Origin of the sequence: Dyella japonica DSM 16301 (genome assembly GCF_001010355.1) — a bacterium.
Classification (GTDB): domain Bacteria; phylum Pseudomonadota; class Gammaproteobacteria; order Xanthomonadales; family Rhodanobacteraceae; genus Dyella; species Dyella japonica.
In genome coordinates this window covers 15844-33716 of sequence record NZ_JPLA01000022.1, presented here as the reverse complement: position 1 = coordinate 33716, position 17873 = coordinate 15844, and the positions used below count along the sequence as shown (strand labels likewise).

The following is a 17873-nucleotide window of genomic DNA, read 5'->3' as shown; positions in this document are numbered from 1 at the left end:
GTGGCGCCCACAATTGGAGTGCGCCTTATGTCTTCACTTGCTAGCCTCCTCTCGTTTCGAGAATGACAGGATGTAGCGGAGGAGCCTGTCTTTCCGCGATGCCTAGCCAATTCGCTTGCCACAATCCAGCCTTGGCGAACGCGACTCCATACGATGAGATAGACCCTGTTCATGCCAATCCCCGCTCCTTGAATATGGGAACCAGGGGTGCTCCGGCACGCTACGGTGGAGCAAGTTTCAACTTTCCGCCTGGCGCCTATGCAACCTCAGTTACTCGCACAACGGACGCGATGACTTCGCTGAAAATCAAAAGGCAATTCTTTGTTCGGCATGTGAAGCCGGCCAATGCGGGTTGCCAACCATTTCATGATCTATATGATCACGCAGCCTTGTTCGCGCCATCGACATATCGTGGCGACAAGTATGTTCTCCAGGATGGTGAGACTCATGTGTTTGCCAAAGTCATCATTGGCCATCCGCGTTCATCAATGTGCCACTTGCGACTCGCCGCTTGAGGAAGTCTGCTGCCCAACGATTGGATCGAAACGCGTACCCTGCTGTTAAGAGCCTCCACCGAGATGTGAGGCGCAGGTATCACAGCACGGTACGTGGCTCTTGATCGTCGGAATAATTACCAAGGATGAGTGCGTAAAATTGCGTATTTCAATGATGCGGCCATGCTGTATTGGGGGTATTGCATGCCTGGCGCGCCTCTCGGCGCAACTCGTCTCTAGGTAAAACTACGCAGTAAATTTGCAGCTTCGATCACCACCCATGAATGCGCGCGCTCTTGTTATCTCCATTCTTAGACAAGTTAAGGATGAACAGTACTCTTGCAGTACGCATTTTTGCCGTATGCCTGTTGGCTAGTGTCGCAGCCTCTAATTACAAGTCATGGGGCTAGCCGGAATTCTCCGGTCCATATCCATTGTTCATATTGATGACAAGGGGCCCTCAGAGCGGATGAGATGGACTCCTTTCCGTCTTCGGCATCGAATGCCAGACTGGACGCGATTGGAACCAGTCGTCGGCGAAGAGGAGTCCACCCATGAAGCTCACGCGCGTGGGAGTAGACGTTGCCAAACAGGTTTTCCAGGTCCACGGGGTTGATCGACAAGAGCAACCGATTTGGCGTCGTCGCCTGCCGCGAGATCGTTGGCTGAGCGCTGTGTAAGAGGTGGCCGCGCCGGGCTGCGAGATCGGGATGGAGGCGTGCAGCAGTGCGCACCATTGGGCACGCCAGCTACGGGCGCCGGGCTACGAGGTGAAGTTGATCACGCTGTAGTGTGTGAAGCCGTATGTAAAGAACAATTAAGAGTGATACCAGGGATGCGGAGGCGATCTCCGAGGCGATGAGTCGACGGAGCATGCGCTTTGTGAGCGTAAAGAGCATTGCGCAACAAGATCTTCAGGCCATGCACCGCGTGCGCGCGAGTAACTCCCACCTGCCTGCTAGGAGACGTCTGATTCAAGCGGTCTTTGGCACTCGCGATTGTCGTCAGGCAGTAAACTACTACGATGTACGACATTGGCCCCACCATGAGCAATTCAGACACTTTCGACGCGCCCACCCTTACGGGCCAGCCTTCCGACGAGGGCCGCCACCGTTATCCGGGCACCGGCGGGTTTTACGTATTCAGAGACGTTCACCCGGTCGAACGCATTCCGTGCCTGTGCGAATCGACGTGCCCACCAGGCTGTGATGGTGTATGTGGCTGCAAGGCATGTGGTCTATGTTTCACTGTGTGTGCGGTCGAGTCGGCCTGGCTCAGTGGAGAACCGTTGACCTTCGTTGCCGGGTACAACGAAAGGCTGGCATGTACGGGCAAGTTTTACCAGCCAAACTGACGGAAAGGGAGCGCGGCTGTAGCCAAGGATGTCTGTGCCGGCTCCTAAACATCATGACGCGACGCGAAACCGATCGCCGCCGATACCCAGGCTGAGTTGTGGCGAACGGGCGAGCCAATGACAAGAGTGACATGCAACACGCGCTGGCTGCCGTCCCGCCCGTGTGAGAGCACGGCGGACACCCATGCCCCGCAAACGCACCAAGTACTCGCCGCGCAGGCGGCCGGACTGAAGACGGCGTTAAAGGCTGGGGAACGGCCGGCAAACCTCATGCCAGCGAGGAAGCTTGTGACGGAGACAGCAACGAGAAGGATCCTCCTTTCGGATTCGCTTTGTTGGCCACGCGAGTCGCCGACGTGACAATCCCGACATCGAACCATCAGAGGGATAAGGTGTGGCCATGGCTCACGATCCGGACGGAGGCCAAGGCGTGACAGCCGGCTTTCACGTGCGCAGCCGACCCGTACGCACGACGAGTTGGGTTGGTCGACGGTGGTTCATCGCCATGCAAGTCGCCCGCGTATCCGCGGTATACCAGCGTGAGTGGCATGCAAATGAGTGATCCTGTGGCGCATCAAAAGGTAGTGTAACCTCGCCTGCCTGAGGGCGAGCTCGAAATGCTCGTGTTCTCTGAGCAGGGCCTGCGATCGGACCTTGCTCGGCGTCGCCTCAACCCCAGGGCGGTCAAACTTGTGCCCACATTGGCGGCTCTGAGATGACGGTCTGCCCGCATGGGATTGATCGTCACACGAGTACCATGGCGTACTCCACCAATAGACACAGTTTTCAATGGCCGGAATTGGAGGTTCCATCCGAGTGCCCGAAAAATCCGACGCGCCTGATGTTTCCCTCTGCGCACTATTGGTACCGTGCCAATTTGCCTCGCGGTTGCTTCACGTTCCGGTTCGCGCTTTTTTGGGACGCTTGGACCCAGGCCTCTTCTGCCGATTCGGCTTCAGACATGCATGAAAGCTCGCCACGTTATCTACCCACATTGCCATCTTGTAGCCCAACGAGTAATTGAGCAACGCGCGGGCTGCGGTGCCGCCGTGCGCTATGGAACGCCGCGGGCCATCATTTTAATGGCGCTCATTTCGGCGATCGTATTCATAGTGGTCAGCCGCAGATTCTTCTACGACGCTCCGCTACTCGTGGTGGCTCTTGGCGGTAACGAATTTCATCAACCTTATTTTTGTGTCAAGTCTCGCCTCCATGCATAAATATCTGACCGGCGAACGCTAGATTTCAGCATCACTGCCCCCTCCACTTATCCACAGATCGCCATGTTCAGTCGTAAGCAAAGGAGGCCCGACCAGCCGGCGGCGCCACGCATCAGTTTTCTTGCACAAGGCGTTACGGTCAGCGGCGCCCCCGTTTACGAATGCGTTATTGAAGTTATTTTAATCAACAATTTATATGATTAAATGACTTTGATGCCACATAATTGCCACACCAACGACGAGGCCGTGGCATGGCTACCTTTCGGAAGCGCGGCCGGTATTCGTGGGAAGCACAGATTAGGCGACCTGGATGGCCATCACAGACCAAGACCTTCGACGCCAAGGCGGGTGCGGAGGCCTGGCCGCCACGATCCAGTCCGGGATGAACCGCGGTGTATGGCTCGATCGTAGCGAGGCGGAGAGCACCACCCTACACTCATTGCTTGATCGCTACGAGACCGAGATCATCCCGGCCCTGAAGGGGGCCATACGTGAGAAGTCGGTGCTGCACCTTTGGCGCCAGACTTCATTGGCTGTCCGCATCGTGGCAACTATCGAAGTGGAGATATTGCGCGGCAACGGGACAGCTGGCTCGACGACGGTTTGGCCCCTGCGACCGAGTTGCGGCGCCTCGCTAGACTTTCGCACCTCTTCAACATCCACCAGAAGAGAATGGCAGATGGAGATCCTCTCAATTCCTGTGGATCTATGCAAACCAACCGTGGCAAATGCCAGGACACGGCGAGTTGGTGCTGATGCCCCTAACCGCCGCCGAGATGATCGAACAGCAAACGAGCTTGAACTCGTCATCGCGGCCAGCGAATCCCACCTTTTGCCGACGGTCATCACCCTCGCTGTCGAGACAGCGATGCGGCCCAGCGAAATCGCCGCGTTCCGCTGGGAGCACATCGCCCTTGATCGCCGCGTTGCATACCTCCCGGAAACCAAGAATGGCAACTCCCGAGAGGTACCGCTCTCACAAGTTGCCGTGCACTCTCTTGCCGCGCCGCCGCCGGGGAAGAGCGCGGCAGGCAGGCGCAAGATGCCAGCTGTCCCATCAGCCTTGAATGGTCCGGTATTGACGGTTCACCCTGACGGAATCCCTCAAGCCTTTGAGCAGGCCCTTCGTCGCGACCGAACCGCGTACGAAGACCAATGCAAGGCAAGCATGACGCGCCCTCTTCCTGCGTTCCTCCGCGATTTACGGTTTCATGATCTGAGACATGAGGCGACGTCACGCCTGGCATCAAAGTCCCAGCTCCACAAACTTGCAAAGATCACGGGGCGCCGCGATACCCGAATGTTGCTTCGCTATTACCACCCCGACGTTGGAGAACTGGCGAAACGGTTAGGGTGAAAGGGTACCGCGCCGGGACAACGGTGTAATGTCGACTCAGTTCCATTGCGCATCATTGAACGGTGCTGTGTACACAACTGCTTGCCCTTCAGCAAACGGTACACCCCCCCTAGTCGAGCCACTCCCCCCTCTGTGTCTAAATATAGAAAATCTGGTTCTTTACTACGAGCAAAGGTCTACCCAAGACGGCTTGAGCTACTTCAGGCCCAAGCCTCTCCAAGCGCTTCGGCCTGCCGAAGCACTAGTTCCACAGCTCCATCCTGTTGATCCGGCGGATATTTGTATTTGCGTAGAATGCGCTTGACCATTAGTCGTAGTTTGGCGCGCACGCTCTCGCGAGCGGACCAGTCCACGGTGATGTACTGGCGCAAGTTATCGGTCAATTCGTGGGCGATCTTCTTAAGCATCTCGTCCGACAATTCACGCACCGCGGACTCGTTATTGGCCAGTGCGTCGTAGAACCGGATCTCGTCTTCACTAAGGCCCAGTCCCTCGCCACGGCTCGCGGCAGCTCGGAACTTTTTGGCCATGTCGATCAGCTCTTCAATTACCTGGGCCGTTTCGATGGCTCGGTTCTGGTAGCGCGTCACAACGTTCGCGAGTAGTTCGGAGAATTTCTTCTCTTGCACCACATTCCCGGCAAAGCGACTTTTGATCTCACCTTCAAGCAGACGCTCGAGCAACTCGACTGCCAAGTTCCGCTCCGGTAGGTTCCGCACTTCGGCGAGGAAGGCATCGTCGAGGATGCCGATATTGGGTTTGTCTAGACCTACCGCTTCGAATACGTCAACAACCTTGTCGGACACCACCGCGGAGCTAATGATTTGACGGACAGCAAGCTCGCGCTCCTCGTTTGTCTTCTTCTTGTCGCTTAACTCGCGCTTGGTGAGGATGACCTTTACCGCCTGCATAAAGGCCACTTCCTCGCGAACTGCCTTGGCTTCGTCCAAGGTACAGCAAAGACTGAACGCCTTGCTCATGGCGAGGGCCGTATCGGCAAAGCGCTTCTTGCCATCTTTCACGCCGAGAACGTGATTGGCCGCGCCCGCTAAACAGCGGTGTCCGCCAGTAAGGAAGTTGCTGTAGTCGTAGCCATGTAGCATACCGCGAAGCACGTCGAGTCTTTCCTCCAGCACGGCAAACGCTTCGGCGGCATTGACTGTGGGGCGGCCACGGCCGTTGCTGGCGGTGTACTCCTTCAATGCGCTCTTAAGTTCATTGGCGATGCCGATGTAATCGACAACCAAACCACCCTCCTTGTCCTTGAAGACGCGGTTGACGCGGGCGATTGCCTGCATCAAGTTGTGGCCCTTCATGGGCTTGTCTACGTACAGCGTGTGCACGCAAGGCGCGTCGAAACCGGTGAGCCACATGTCGCGCACGATCACTATGCGCAATGGATCGATCGGATCCTTGAAGCGCTTCTCCAGGCGCTTCTTAACCTGGCCGCTGTAGATATGGGGTCGCAGCAGCGCCTTGTCGCTGGCCGAACCAGTCATGACGATCTTGATGGCGCCTTTTTCCGGGTCCGGATCATGCCAATCCGGGCGCAGCTTGATGATTTCATCGTAGAGATGGACGCAGATATCGCGACTCATCGCCACCACCATAGCCTTGCCGCTCTGTGCCTTACTGCGCTCCTCAAAATGCGCCACGAGATTGGACGCTACAGCAGCCACGCGGGGTTCCGAGCCAACCACTTTTTCCAGCGCAGCCCAACGACTCTTGAGCTTTGCTTGCTGACCTTCCTCGTCATCCTCGGCCAGTTCGTCCACTTCCGCATCAATATGCGGCAATTCATCAGCCTTTAGCGCAATCTTGGCCAGGCGCGACTCAAAGTAGATGGCAACGGTGGCGCCATCCTCGTTAGCCTGTTGCATGTCGTAGACATGGATGTAGTCGCCGAACACGGCGCGTGTGTCACGGTCCTCACTTGATACCGGCGTACCGGTAAACGCCACAAAGGTGGCGTTGGGCAACGCGTCGCGCAGGTGCTGGGCATAGCCCACCTGGTAAACCACAGTTGGCTCTGCGACCTGCTGCATCTGGCCGTCGATGGCAGCCGTCCGTGGCGCCTTGAGCGCTTTCACCTGCGCTTCAAAACCGTATTGCGTCCGGTGGGCTTCGTCGGCAATCACCACGATATTCGTACGATCCGACAGCATGGGAAAGCTGTCCTCGTCTTCGCCCGGCATGAACTTCTGGATGGTGGCGAACACAATGCCACCCGAAGGTCGGTTGCCTAGCTTGGCGCGCAGGTCTTGCCGGGTGGTCGCCTGCACCGGTTGCTCGCGCAGTAAGTCCTTCGCCAGCGAAAAGACGCCAAATAGCTGCCCGTCCAGGTCGTTACGGTCCGTGATGACGACAATAGTCGGGTTCTCCATTGCCGCCTCCTGCATCACCCGCGCGGCAAAACAGGTCATGGTGATGCTCTTGCCGCTGCCTTGCGTGTGCCACACCACACCGCCCTTGTGATTTGCGCCGGGTCTCGACGCCGACACCGCCTGCTGAATTGCAGCGCGCACGGCATGGAACTGATGGTAGCCTGCGATCTTCTTCACCAGCTTGCCGTCATCCTCGAACAACACAAAGAAGCGCAGGTAGTCGAGCAGGTAGGCAGGTGCCAACAGACCACGAACCAATGTCTCCAGCTCGTTGAACTGACCAAACGGATCGAGCGTAACGCCATCCATGGTACGCCATTGCATAAAACGTTCGGCATCAGCAGAAAGCGAGCCCAAGCGCGCCTGAGAGCCATCGGATATCACCAGCACTTCGTTGTACTGGAAGATGTCTGGAATCTGTTCCTTATATGTCTGGATTTGGTCGTAGGCTTTCCAAATATCCGCGTTCTGGTCGGCTGGGTTCTTCAACTCCAGCACCACTAACGGCAGGCCGTTGACGAACAAGATAACATCAGGGCGACGGGAATGCTGTGCACCCTTGATGGCGTACTGGTTCACCGCCAGCCACTCGTTGGCACCTGGATTCGCCCAGTCGACGAGGCGCACGAAATCGCCGCGCGTCTCGCCGTCCTTTTGGTATTGCACCGGCACGCCACCCACCAACAACTGGTGGAAACGGCGGTTAGCCGATAGCAAGACTGGGATGCCCATGTCCTGCACCTGCCGCAAGGCGTCTTCCCTCGCCTGCAGCGGAATGGACGGATTGAGGCGAGCTATCGCACTGCGCAGACGTTCAGGCAAGAGCACCTGCCGATAGTCAGCCCGTTCGACGTCGACTCCCTCTGGTGCGAGATCAGGTCCGAACAGACACGTATAGCCGACGTCGGCCAGCCAGCTCAGTGCCTCCTGCTCGAGTTGGTCTTCGGTCATGTGGGCCCTAAGGCAACGACGGCTTCGGTTTCGGCGAGGCGGAGTTGGCCGGAAATTAGACGAGGTAGCAGGGAGTCGCGCAGGGCGGAAAGGGTATGGGCCTGCTGCATCGCCGCAAAGGCTTGGTCAACGATTGTAGATATGACTTCGTTCCAAACCGCCAAAAGGCCCGAATCCGGTTTAACGACTTGCAGTCTTTTCAAGTCAGCCACTGTGACATGTCCCAACCCAGTCGTTTGCTTGTTGCGAGCAAGCTCGGTAAAAACAGGCTTGAGGTGCTTCAACGCTAGAAGGACGAATGACCTATCTTCAATGGTACTTGGCACGACCTTGAAGATATGTTGATTTAGCAACGCTTGATCATGCGACCAAACAAAAGTATCAATCGACGTGCCTGGATTTCCTGACCAAGAAAACAAGATATCGCCCGAATTCAATTGGTACTTCTCGGGCATTTCCAAATCAGAAAATGCCGTCTGAGCAGTTATCCCAGATTTCAACTCTGCGATTTTTACAATCGGCAGGCCACGGCGTTCTGCATTCGGCTCGAAGGCCTTGTACGACGCACCATTGATGAAATTCGCCAACGAATACACGGACCCAGCCCGCCACCCCTTCGGCACCAACCCTAGCCCCGACTCCTCAAATCCATCCGGAAACAATGCGGCCGTACCTTCGTCCATGCCTTCAGGTGCGCGGCCTTCCTGCTTGGCGCGGACGGGGTCAAAATCGACGAACCAGGACTTGAACAGCGCCTTCGAGATGGCTTCCAGGGTGGCATTGGTTTCGCGCAGGACCATGATGCGTTCGTCGAGTGCATCAAACAGCTCCGCTATCTGCACTTGCTCTCGTAGGCTTGGCAACGTGATTGCCATCTGTCGCAAGTGCGACGGACCGAAATGCTTGATGACGCTTCCGGTCGCCATCCTTTCAGCCTGTTCAACAAAAGCGCGGGAGGATAGGAATGCCCGCAGGTACTCATGGTGTAAGAATCCGCTGTTGCTGCGAAATCGAATAATCCCCGTGTAGGCGACAGCCCCGACTGCTTCAGCCCCAACAACACTGACTCGGCCAAGTGAGGCACTGGTACTTATAAGGAGGTCACCCTGCTTGAGTTCAAAGTGCTTCCACTTTGAAGCCACCCTTTCTTCATCGAGATAGTTGCAACCGGCCAACTGCACCGTTGAGCCCTCAATGTTTCTTAGGCGCAGGAGTGGGACTCCAGAATCCTTGAAGTCCTTTGCAAGGATTCCCGGCCCCTCCTGGAAATCGGTAACGGCGTATAGTGGTTGAACATCCCAACTCGGCGGAACCCGTTGACGAAGTTCAACGCATGCGGGGCTATCAGAACTCATACCCCAGCCCCCCCAGCTTCTGCCGAATCAACTGGTCCAGCTCCGCGCCCTTGGCCATTTGCTCGCCAAGCTTCTCGGTGAGCTTCTGCATCTTCTCCCCAAAGGCTTCGTCGTCGTCCTCGACTTCCTCGGCACCGACGTAGCGCCCTGGCGTCAACACGTGGCCGTGTTCGCCAATCTCGACAACCTTAACCGAGCGACAGTAGCCGGGAATGTCCGCATAGTCGCTAGCGCCCTCTTCACTGCGCCAAGCCGCCACGGTGCCAGCGATGTGCTCAATAGTTTCGTCAGTGAGTTCAGCCTGAACACGGCTAATCATCGTACCGACCTTACGAGCGTCGATGAACAGCACCTCGCCCTTGCGCGCGGTCTTTTCTTTGGCGAGGAACCATAGGCAGGCGGGAATCTGGGTATTGAAGAAGAGCTGACTGGGCAAGGCCACCATGATCTCCACCACGTCGGCATCCACCATGGCGCGGCGAATGTCACCTTCGGAGTTCTGGCTGGAACTCATCGAGCCGTTTGCGAGCACAATGCCCGCGCGACCGTTGGCTTTGAGGTGATACAGCATGTGCTGTAGCCACGCGTAGTTGGCATTGCCCTGCGGCGGTGTGCCGTAGACCCAGCGAGGGTCACCTTCCAGACTGCCGTGCCACCAATCGCTAACGTTGAACGGAGGATTAGCCAGCACGAAGTCGGCGCGCAGGTCCGGGTGCTGGTTGCGCACGAACGTATCGGCGGGCTCTTTGCCTAGGTTGTAGTCGATGCCGCGAAGAGCGAGGTTCATCGCCGCCAATCGCCACGTGGTGGGGTTGGATTCCTGCCCGTAGATGGATACATCACCAAGCTTGCCGCCGTGGGCTTCGATGAATTTCTCCGACTGCACGAACATGCCACCCGAGCCACAGCAGGGGTCGTAGACCTTGCCATGGTGCGGAGCAAGCACCGCGACCAGCGTTTTCACGATGGAGGCCGGCGTATAGAACTGTCCGCCCTTTTTACCCTCAGCGCTGGCGAACTGGCCAAGGAAGTATTCGTAGACCTGCCCCAGCACGTCGCGCGCCTGACTGGCGTTCTCGCCGAAGCCAATGGTGGAGACGAGGTCCACCAGCTCGCCGAGCTTGCCATCTGGCAACTGAGCACGGGCGTAGCGCTTGTCGAGGATGCCCTTGAGCTTGGGGTTTTCGGTTTCGATGTCAGCCAAGGCTTCGTCGATGCGCTTGCCAATGTCGGTCTGCTTGGCGGCGTTTCGCAAATTTTCCCAGCGCGCGTTCTCTGGCACCCAGAAGACGTTGACGGCCTTGTAGTAATCGCGATCTTCGAGCTCGTCGGCGAAGGTTTTCTCGTCGGCGTCGTGCAGAAAGTATTCGTCGTTTTCGTCAGCGAAACGCTTGGTCAGCTCCGCACGGCACCCAGCAAACGTATCGGAGATGTATTTGAGAAAGATGAGACCCAGCACGATGTGCTTGTACTCGGCGGCGTCCATGTTGGCGCGCAGCTTGTCGGCAGCGGCCCAGAGTGTCTTTTTGATATCTTCGATCATTAGCTTTTCGCTTTTCCGTGTGCGTTACTGGACAGCATGTTTGAACTTTGTCTTCATGAGTGTGGCTTTGTCAGCCTATGCAGGCTGCTTTACAACCAACACCATCACCATCAGCACTTTTTGCTCACCAGTTTGATCTTCTGGTCACTAAATCGGACGTTTGGCAGCGGGCTTGAGTCTCGGCTTTTTCTACAACACCTATCACCATCGGCTCTTCTTGCCAGCTAGTACAGTACTTTCGCCAGCCCGACCTAGTCCCCAATGTCGTCGATCTCGCTGGCGTCAAATTCGTAGACGTCAGATGGGCTTCCCCGGAGCAATACAACAGCCGCACCTTGTTCTGTGGGGATTTTCTGACGCCCCGGGGGGCGCTGGCACGCATGATCATTAGCCAATTCCACTCGGTCTATATCCCACCAGCGTCTGTCACCTTCGCCGAACGCGACATACGCGTCTTTGGGGAGCTTTGAGAGCGCGTTCATCAAAGCCGCGACTGTCATACCCTCCGCCGCTTGGGGAGCCCCATTAAAGCCACCAGTAGATTGCTTCGCATTTGGCTCATCCGTTGAGATCGGTTGAGCTGCTGATTCTGCTGCGACATCCAAAGAAAGCTTCTCGTTGTCCAATCGACGAATGGCATAGCGAGCGAGCGAAATAACCAACTGACTGACTGCACCAACACCATCGCGCTGCAGGCGTATCAGGACTTCGTTGGGAATGGAAATCTGAGTGAGCTGAGCGTCCGCTCTGGGTTGTCGCTCCATCTGGACGGCAAGCAAATGTCCGTCCCGCGGCACTGAACTAAGGCGGGCATTGGGCCAAAGGTCATCCAGGGACTGGATGAAATCCTGCTTCGCCTGCCCCACGAGATGACCTGGGATGGCCCTGGTCGCCGTCAGCGACGCTGGGACAGGCCCTTCATGGACATCGGCGAGCAACGTTAGGCCGTTGCCGTCCAGCCAGGCAATGGCTTGGCGAACAAGAGCGATAAGGACCTGATTAGTGCTGCCGATGGTTTCGAACCGCAGGCGGCCGAGAAGCTCTTGAGGAATGGCCACCTGGAGTGGCGAGTGTCCGGACCGAGACAGGCGCCCTGAGACGACCACCAATAGATGGTCGGATCTCGAACGAAGCGTCAGGGGCGGAAGACCCGAGTCAGGCCCGGCCGTTGGTCCTTCGCCACGTGCGCTGCCGGCGCCTCCCATAAACCACCTCAAAGCGATCAATACCATCAGTGTAATCCCTGCCTTCAACCTCGTCTGCCTGAACCAACCACGAACCCGTCAATATCAATGATTGTTTTGATTGTAATGATGGTGATAAATTGCCGATCACCTGGTTCGCACCAGGGAACTCACGCGACCATGCCAGTGATCGCGTCAACCAATGGGACAGCTGTGAATTAGGGGCGTGAAATGGCACTCCGCACAATCACCGGTCATCTGGCTAGCTGGGGTTCTATTGAGGAAAACCAGAACGGCGCCAGGCATTACTCGTATCTGCGCTTCAACACCGAAAGCGGAAGCGACGGCTACTGCGAGGGCGTGATGACGTTACCCGTCCTCGACTCCCTACTCCGGAATCGCGGGACCCAAACTTTCTTCTTCACCGAAGTCCGCTTTCCTCGATTCCTTGGGAGCGTCAAGCGACATGTGCTCTATGCCGTCCAAAGTGAGGGCCGCACAACAGAAGCTGTCGAACAAAGCTGTCGTCTGGTGTCACAGCAAAAGGTCGAAGCGTTCAAGCTGCTTTTCTATGGCCTGTTCCTGCTGCCGCTTTATGGATTTGGATTGCTGCTTTGGATTTGGGCGGCAAGGCTGTTGGCCCTGCGACTGCCTGCCACGGCCATGTCGCAGGAGTTACGGCGCTCCTCGACCTGAGCTCACCGTGATTCCAGAACAGGCGGCTTTTATGAACGAGGAAAACAGCAAGCACCTCTGCGCGGCTTATCCCGAGCTCTACGGCGCCCAATTTGCATTTGCTTGCCCGGACAGCTGGGCTCCACTGCTCCACGAATTCAGCAAAGAACTGCTTGAGCACATCCGAGCCACAGGACTCACTGTGACCATCACTGACGTCAAGGAAAAGCACAAGGAGTTAAGAATCTGTGCGGACGGGACGGATGCAAGGGCAGATGAAATCATTGAAATCGCTGAGCAAAGCTCTCGGCATATTCCAGCCGAGGAGTACCCCTACCTGAGCCGGCTGGGACTCTGACGTGGTGATCATCTACCTCGATTTTGATGGCGTCCTTCACCACTACGACGTCTATCTCGACCAACGCAACCGAGCCGTTCTCCGCGGCGTGGGCACGCTATTCGAGTACGCATCGCGACTCGAAAGCATTTTGTCGCCCTACCCCGACTTCAAGATTGTGTTGTCGACAAGCTGGGTAAGAGTCAAAGGCTTTCAATACGCCGCGGATCGACTTCCCGAAGGGTTGCGAAGTCGGGTCATTGGCGCGACGTGGCACAGCAAAATGACCGGGGACGATGAACTGCTCTTTTGGTGGTTGAATCACTCGACCCGGTACGAACAGATCATCAAAGACGTCCGCCACCGCATGCCTGAAGACTGGCTGGCGATCGATGACGATGCCGAAGGCTGGCCACTGGAAGCCAAACGTCACCTGATTACGTGCAACCCAATCCTCGGGTTGAGCGAACCTGATGTCCGGATGACGCTCGAACATCGGTTGGCCCGGATGTCCAAGAACCGCTGACAGACCTGCGCCGCTATGTTGATCTTTCTCGATACCGAATACACCGACGAATACCGGCGCGAGCTGGTGAGCGTTGGCATGGTCACCGAGGATGGGCAGCGCTCGATCTATCTGGAGCGCACCGACTTCTTGCGTACCTCGTGCAACCACTTCGTCGTGGCCAACGTGCTGCCACACTTGGGCGAAGACGCTGGGGCGCTCTGCACCCGGCCGGAGCTTGGCCACCGGCTGCACGCCTGGTTTCAGGTATTGCCACGTCGTGTGCAGTTGGCCAGTGATTCGGCCATCGACCGCGACCTGCTACTGATGGCCATGGGCGGCACCCTGCCGGCCAACGTGAACCCGGTGCTCTATGACCTTCGCACGCTGATTGATACGACCGTGTACGACACGGCAGTGGCTCGCTACCACGGGCATCCCGCCCATCCGTGGCATCACGCCCTGCACGACGCCCTAGCGCATCGTGCGGGCTGGCTGGCGTGGATGGATCGCAACAGCACAGGGAGGACGTAGTCGTGGATCTATTCTTAGATTGCGAGTGGGCGGACGTACTCGCCTCGGATTTGGTTTCGCTGGCTCTTGTCAGCTTGGATCTCCAGCACGTTTTCTACGCCGAGCGCGATCCTTTGCCTGTCGACCCGACGCCGTGGGTGAAGACCGTGGTTTATCCGCTGCTCGATCGGGGACCCACGGCCATGAGCGAGGCGGTGATGACGCGCCAGCTTCGTAAGTTCCTAGCCAGCGTGGAGCGCCCCCGGATTTGCTACGACTTCGGCGCCGATCGCGCCTTGTGCCAATACGTCATCAATGGCTTTCAAACGTCCAAGCCCGACGAGCCGGTTCCGGCGGACTTACGCTGGCAATTTTTCGAAGACATGCGTGAACCTATGGTCCGATGGTGGGGAAGTCATCCCGAAGAGCAGGCGCGTCGTCACCATGCACTTGTCGACGCGCACGCCCTGCGGTCCGCCTGTCTGAGCCTCTGTGGTATATGAGCATTGGGGCGCGGCATGCGCGCCCCGCAACTCAATTTTGGCTTTGTGCTCAGCGAGTCAAGCGCCGTGCCAGCCGATGGCCGGCGGCTTTGCGGCAATGCCCAACCGAGGTCACATCGTGGCAGATATCCACTTATGCGTCCTCGGCTTGCCAATCGACTACAAGCCACAGATCCTCAAGTATGTTGGAGTCGAATTGCAGTTCGTACTCCCCACTCACCTGCAGGTCGTTCGACGCGAAAGTCATCTCGTTCACCAAGGCGGTCTTGCCCAGTTTGGTGCCGTTTCGTCGCAGCTCGACATCTCCATCGGCATTTCCTGAAAAGAACAGGTGCAAGCGCTTCGGCTTGTCGGTAACCGCCTCCATCCGGAAAGGGAACTGATCGGGCGTGAGCGAGAATTTCAAGACTGCGGGGCCGTCACCTTCCGAACGCGGACGCTTAAACCCCGCCCATTCAGCGCCGAACTCTTGCCTCATCGAAAAGACTCGTGCAGCGTGCGTTTTTAGCCACTGTGTGGCGCTCATTTCGGCTTCCGCGCGATCTCCGTCCGGTCGTGCGGTATAGCGGACGGTGAGCACAACGTCGGCCATCGTGTCGTAATCGAACGACGGTGGCTGACCGAGCAGCTTTAAAGACAACGCGCTGATAACGCCGGCGCCCTCGAATGGCAGGTAACGTTCCCGATTCAGCAACAGCCAGATAATCGCGGCCTCAAGCAGGCACAGCGCGGCTCAGCCGCTGTCCGATCCTTTTATCGTGACGAACGGCAGCAACTTCTACTGCTACTGGCTTGACCTTCATCGGCCCCCTCCCACTGCCCTTTCGCCCATATTGCGTGGTCGCGGTCTCCTCAACTCCGTGGCCCACCACGGCCGCAATCTCAGCCCTCGAACACCCAACGGCTTTTGCGTCTGCGGCAAATTGATGACGCAGAGAGTAAAGGATCTGGTACCTAGCTCTGTGGTCGAACTTGAATGCTGAAGCGCTCGCGGTGCCGGCACTCCGTGCAAGCGCATCGCCGGCCCACCGCCACGCACGCGGACCTGAGCCGCGTGCTGCAGAAGCTCAACACGGCCAGCATCGGCACCCAGAACTTCAATCGCGGCGTCACCACCTCAAAGTCGACGCAGAGGCTTTGCGAGCCGCGTACCTGAGCCTTTGGGGCATGTGGGCATTGGAAGCGATTTGTGCGTCCAATAACTCGATTTTGGTTTTGAGCTCAACGAGTCAGGCGCAGTGCCGGCCGATGGCCGGTGGCTTTGGGGTTATGCCGAACTGTAGCCACTTCGCTAGCCAGGGCAGTAACGCCCACGTCGCCCTCACCTACGACCCTGCGGCCGTAGTGCTGGCTTGCCGTCGCATTGCTGCCATGGCCCATCAAGGCAGCGATTTCCTCTTGCGAGCGTGATCCAGACTTCGCATTGGCCACAAACTGATGCCGAAAGCTATACATGGATGGGTAGCGCTTGCGCTTGCCAAGGCAGCGCCGCACCACCTTGCCCATATACAAGCGAAGCTGGTGCATATGGCGATCGAAGTCATACTCAGGATCGCTCTCAAAGTTCACGAGCATGCGCAGCATCTCGTCTAGGTGGCCGATCTGCTCCGGCGATAGCCCATCCAAAAGAAGGTGACGGTGCGACCCGTTGGCTCGGCCATTGGTGTGCTTCGCATTACCGACTCTGAGGGCAAGACCACCTTGGAGGTCGACAAGACCGGCCGACTCCCACTCGGCAGGGCGCAGTCCTACCAGTCGATTCGCCCTCAAAAAGGTCAGCAACGCATTGGCATGTCGGTGACCACGTTTGCCGCCAATACGCGACTCCAAATAGTTGGCAACGATCTCGAAATCTGCAGAAGAAAAGGCTTTCGCCTTCTGACCTGACGTCCGATCACTCTGTTTCAGGCAGCCTGATTGGCTCTCCGCTCGTAGCCTCGCGATCGCCTCGTCCAATTCCTCAGCCACAACACCCTCGATCGCCGCCTCGCGCTCTTCTTCGAGCACAAACAGAAGCGAGCTCTTGTATTGGCGCCAAGTACCACGCGAAATGGCCTTCTTCTCCAGATGGCGGAATAGCTCCCGTCCGGCGGACCTGACCGATTTCGAAGCCAGATCCCGACTTGCCTCCCGACGATCAATCAAGTGTTCAACGAGCGTCAGAAGTGACACCAATCGTGGGTTTTTGACGCCAAGTGGTTTAGCCACCTGACGGCGAATCTGATCTACCCGGCGCCGATAGTCGTCAGCTGTTTTCGCAGTCCGATTCGCTGCCATAGCTCCTGCCTGGTTTCGTACTTGGCCATGTCCGCTGACGATAGAACATACTCGTTTTCTGAAAGCATTTTTGGTGCCGAAGAATCATATCTGCTCCCCACGTTACTTATGCTTGTAGAACTCGCATAAGTAACGCTCTTCATCTGGCACCGAACGAATCATCTGCGAAAACATTTCACGCAGAAATGGAAGCGAATGGGTCAACCGTGGCCCACTTACTTCGATGATGTCGTTGCGCTGGGCCAACGTTGACCCAGTTTGAACATTGGTGGGCCAAATCTGGCCCAACTTGACGATTCGACTGGGTCAACAATGGCCCACATATTTCGGCAACGTCATTGCCTTGGGCCAACGTTGGCCCAGCGTCACGTTCGTGGGCCAAATCTGACCCCGCTTGACGACTTGACTGGGTCAACGGTGGCCCACTTAATTCGGCTACGTCATTGCGCTGGGTCAACGGTGACCCAGCATGAAAGTTTGTGGTCCAAATCCGGCCCAGCTCGGCGATCCGACTGAGTCAACGGCCGCCCAATTACTTCGGCAACGCCATTGCGCTGGGCCAACGGTGGCCCGGCGTGACTGCCCATGGGCCCAATCGGGCCATCTTGCCGCTCAGACTGGACCAAATGTGGCCCACTATCCGGCCGTCAAAACCTTCCTTCCCGATATCATGGCGCTGGGCGGGCCCGTATCCCTGCCCATTGGCAGCTGAGGGAACATAGGGACCCTCGGGTAGGCAGGCAAGATGACGGAGACCGCAGGATGCCACCAAGACCAACACAGCGCCCTCAAGATGGCGGATACCTCGTCCTTAAGAAGGGGCGCTGCAAGGGCACAGGGGAGCCATTCGTCAATGTCTACTTTACCCATGTCCAGAAGGGTGCCAGGACACCCGGCTATGCCAAGGCCCGTATCGCACAAGTCACTGGGAAGCGTCTCCGTGTCCACCCACTCACCACCATTCAGGTGCATGCGAACTATCTTCAGCCAAGATACGGCACGCTGCGAACCGTTGAATTGGTGGCGGACCCAAAATTTCCCTTCCGCCTCCCGACCAACACGAATGCCTTCAACTCCCTATGGGAATCGGCCAAACCGGAAGGCATGGGAGGTTTCTTTGAGTTCGGCCTCGCCTTTCTCAACGAATACGCGACCCTCCCCTTGGTTTTCGGAGGTATGGGCGTGCACACACTCCCCCACGTGCGCGGCGGTCGATGACCT

Annotated in this window: 14 protein-coding genes and 2 pseudogenes; 9 read left to right on the top strand and 7 right to left on the bottom strand. The window is 57.3% G+C overall.

Translation table 11 applies throughout. The features are described 5' to 3' along the window. Window positions 1-53: 53 nt before the first annotated feature. Window positions 54-173: pseudogene (locus Y882_RS20970) on the bottom strand (ESPR domain-containing protein); the annotation flags it as partial. Window positions 174-1198: 1025 nt separating this feature from the next. On the opposite strand from Y882_RS20970, the pseudogene Y882_RS20775 reads away from it, so the two are divergent. Beyond that, window positions 1199-1430: pseudogene (locus Y882_RS20775) on the top strand (IS110 family transposase); the annotation flags it as partial. 2020 nt (window positions 1431-3450) lie between these two features. Then, the gene (locus Y882_RS08310) at window positions 3451-4425 is read left to right on the top strand and encodes a site-specific integrase (protein WP_244466294.1); all 975 of its coding nucleotides are present in this window, start codon (window positions 3451-3453) and stop codon (window positions 4423-4425) included. 200 nt (window positions 4426-4625) lie between these two features. On the opposite strand, the gene Y882_RS08305 is transcribed toward Y882_RS08310, so the two are convergent. The 4 genes from Y882_RS08305 to Y882_RS08290 all read right to left on the bottom strand — a co-directional run bounded on the left by Y882_RS08305 (window position 4626) and on the right by Y882_RS08290 (window position 11716). Beyond that, window positions 4626-7760, bottom strand: coding sequence for a type I restriction endonuclease subunit R (locus Y882_RS08305; RefSeq protein ID WP_046971445.1), 3135 nt, complete (start codon window positions 7758-7760; stop codon window positions 4626-4628). After that, window positions 7757-9115: a restriction endonuclease subunit S gene (locus tag Y882_RS19225; RefSeq protein WP_082121013.1), complete on the bottom strand. Its 1359-nt coding sequence runs from the start codon at window positions 9113-9115 to the stop codon at window positions 7757-7759. Before Y882_RS19225 ends, Y882_RS08305 begins: the two co-directional genes overlap by 4 nt. Then, a complete protein-coding gene (locus Y882_RS08295) occupies window positions 9105-10658 on the bottom strand; it encodes a class I SAM-dependent DNA methyltransferase (protein WP_046971444.1) in 1554 nt (517 codons plus the stop codon). Before Y882_RS08295 ends, Y882_RS19225 begins: the two co-directional genes overlap by 11 nt. Window positions 10659-10909: 251 nt before the next feature. After that, a complete protein-coding gene (locus Y882_RS08290) occupies window positions 10910-11716 on the bottom strand; it encodes a hypothetical protein (protein WP_156171372.1) in 807 nt (268 codons plus the stop codon). Window positions 11717-12073: 357 nt separating this feature from the next. Between Y882_RS08290 and Y882_RS08285 the strand changes: the two genes are divergently transcribed. From Y882_RS08285 to Y882_RS08265, 5 genes are read left to right on the top strand one after another with little or no spacing between them, the layout of a single operon-like run. Then, the gene (locus Y882_RS08285) at window positions 12074-12538 is read left to right on the top strand and encodes a hypothetical protein (protein WP_046971442.1); all 465 of its coding nucleotides are present in this window, start codon (window positions 12074-12076) and stop codon (window positions 12536-12538) included. A gap of 7 nt (window positions 12539-12545) precedes the next feature. Next, a complete protein-coding gene (locus Y882_RS08280) occupies window positions 12546-12875 on the top strand; it encodes a hypothetical protein (protein WP_156171371.1) in 330 nt (109 codons plus the stop codon). Between the two features lies 1 nt (window position 12876). Further along, window positions 12877-13380, top strand: coding sequence for an HAD domain-containing protein (locus Y882_RS08275; protein ID WP_052949800.1), 504 nt, complete (start codon window positions 12877-12879; stop codon window positions 13378-13380). A 15-nt stretch (window positions 13381-13395) separates the two neighbouring features. Next, complete coding sequence (locus Y882_RS08270) at window positions 13396-13893, top strand: hypothetical protein (RefSeq protein ID WP_046971440.1); 498 nt, start codon at window positions 13396-13398, stop codon at window positions 13891-13893. A 2-nt stretch (window positions 13894-13895) separates the two neighbouring features. Then, window positions 13896-14375, top strand: coding sequence for a hypothetical protein (locus Y882_RS08265; RefSeq protein ID WP_046971439.1), 480 nt, complete (start codon window positions 13896-13898; stop codon window positions 14373-14375). A 133-nt stretch (window positions 14376-14508) separates the two neighbouring features. Here the strand turns inward: Y882_RS08265 and Y882_RS08260 are convergent, their stop codons facing one another. Then, window positions 14509-15069, bottom strand: coding sequence for a Tc toxin subunit A-related protein (locus Y882_RS08260; protein ID WP_046971438.1), 561 nt, complete (start codon window positions 15067-15069; stop codon window positions 14509-14511). Window positions 15070-15381: 312 nt separating this feature from the next. Here Y882_RS08260 and Y882_RS08255 point away from each other — a divergent pair, with 312 nt between their 5' ends. Then, complete coding sequence (locus tag Y882_RS08255) at window positions 15382-15531, top strand: hypothetical protein (protein WP_156171370.1); 150 nt, start codon at window positions 15382-15384, stop codon at window positions 15529-15531. Between the two features lie 65 nt (window positions 15532-15596). On the opposite strand, the gene Y882_RS08250 is transcribed toward Y882_RS08255, so the two are convergent. Next, a complete protein-coding gene (locus Y882_RS08250) occupies window positions 15597-16652 on the bottom strand; it encodes a site-specific integrase (RefSeq protein ID WP_052949798.1) in 1056 nt (351 codons plus the stop codon). A 762-nt stretch (window positions 16653-17414) separates the two neighbouring features. Here Y882_RS08250 and Y882_RS19990 point away from each other — a divergent pair. Continuing rightward, window positions 17415-17870 (top strand): hypothetical protein, encoded by a 456-nt coding sequence (locus Y882_RS19990; RefSeq protein ID WP_156171369.1) that lies wholly within the window; start codon window positions 17415-17417, stop codon window positions 17868-17870. The last annotated feature ends 3 nt before the right edge of the window (window positions 17871-17873 follow it).

What these genes read in the sequence shown, in the direction of transcription:
- Y882_RS08310 (WP_244466294.1), top strand. Translation starts at nt 3,451, where the DNA reads ATGAACCGCGGTGTATGGCTCGATCGTAGCGAGGCGGAGAGCACCACC.
- Y882_RS08305 (WP_046971445.1), bottom strand. Translation starts at nt 7,760, where the DNA reads ATGACCGAAGACCAACTCGAGCAGGAGGCACTGAGCTGGCTGGCCGAC.
- Y882_RS19225 (WP_082121013.1), bottom strand. Translation starts at nt 9,115, where the DNA reads ATGAGTTCTGATAGCCCCGCATGCGTTGAACTTCGTCAACGGGTTCCG.
- Y882_RS08295 (WP_046971444.1), bottom strand. Translation starts at nt 10,658, where the DNA reads ATGATCGAAGATATCAAAAAGACACTCTGGGCCGCTGCCGACAAGCTG.
- Y882_RS08285 (WP_046971442.1), top strand. Translation starts at nt 12,074, where the DNA reads ATGGCACTCCGCACAATCACCGGTCATCTGGCTAGCTGGGGTTCTATT.
- Y882_RS08270 (WP_046971440.1), top strand. Translation starts at nt 13,396, where the DNA reads ATGTTGATCTTTCTCGATACCGAATACACCGACGAATACCGGCGCGAG.
- Y882_RS08250 (WP_052949798.1), bottom strand. Translation starts at nt 16,652, where the DNA reads ATGGCAGCGAATCGGACTGCGAAAACAGCTGACGACTATCGGCGCCGG.
- Y882_RS19990 (WP_156171369.1), top strand. Translation starts at nt 17,415, where the DNA reads ATGCCACCAAGACCAACACAGCGCCCTCAAGATGGCGGATACCTCGTC.